This window comes from Archangium violaceum Cb vi76 (assembly GCF_000733295.1).
Taxonomy (GTDB): domain Bacteria; phylum Myxococcota; class Myxococcia; order Myxococcales; family Myxococcaceae; genus Archangium; species Archangium violaceum.
In genome coordinates this window covers 1-228 of sequence record NZ_JPMI01000187.1, presented here as the reverse complement: position 1 = coordinate 228, position 228 = coordinate 1, and the positions used below count along the sequence as shown (strand labels likewise).

The 228-nt window shown below is 68.9% G+C and carries 1 protein-coding gene; it reads right to left on the bottom strand.

Translation table 11 applies throughout. The annotated features are described in order from the left end of the window. Positions 1–228: ParA family protein (locus Q664_RS59340; RefSeq protein ID WP_043401477.1), on the bottom strand; the 228-nt coding region annotated here is incomplete at both ends.

Here is a 228-nt window from a genome sequence, read left to right as displayed (position 1 = left end):
CCTGGTCGAGCTTCTGGGCGTAGTGCGACAGGCGCGTGCTCGCTGGCAGAAGTTCCAGGCCCGGGACGTGGGGGTACTTGTGAGGCGTGAAGGGCTTGCCCTCCAGTAGCTCCACCACGGTGTAGAGCGGGGCGTGCTCCTCACGCACCTCCTCGGCGAGGCCCAGGAAGATGCTGGCGCCCGCGGACGGGTCGAAGTCCACCAGGAGGACGCGGAGGCCGCGAAGAG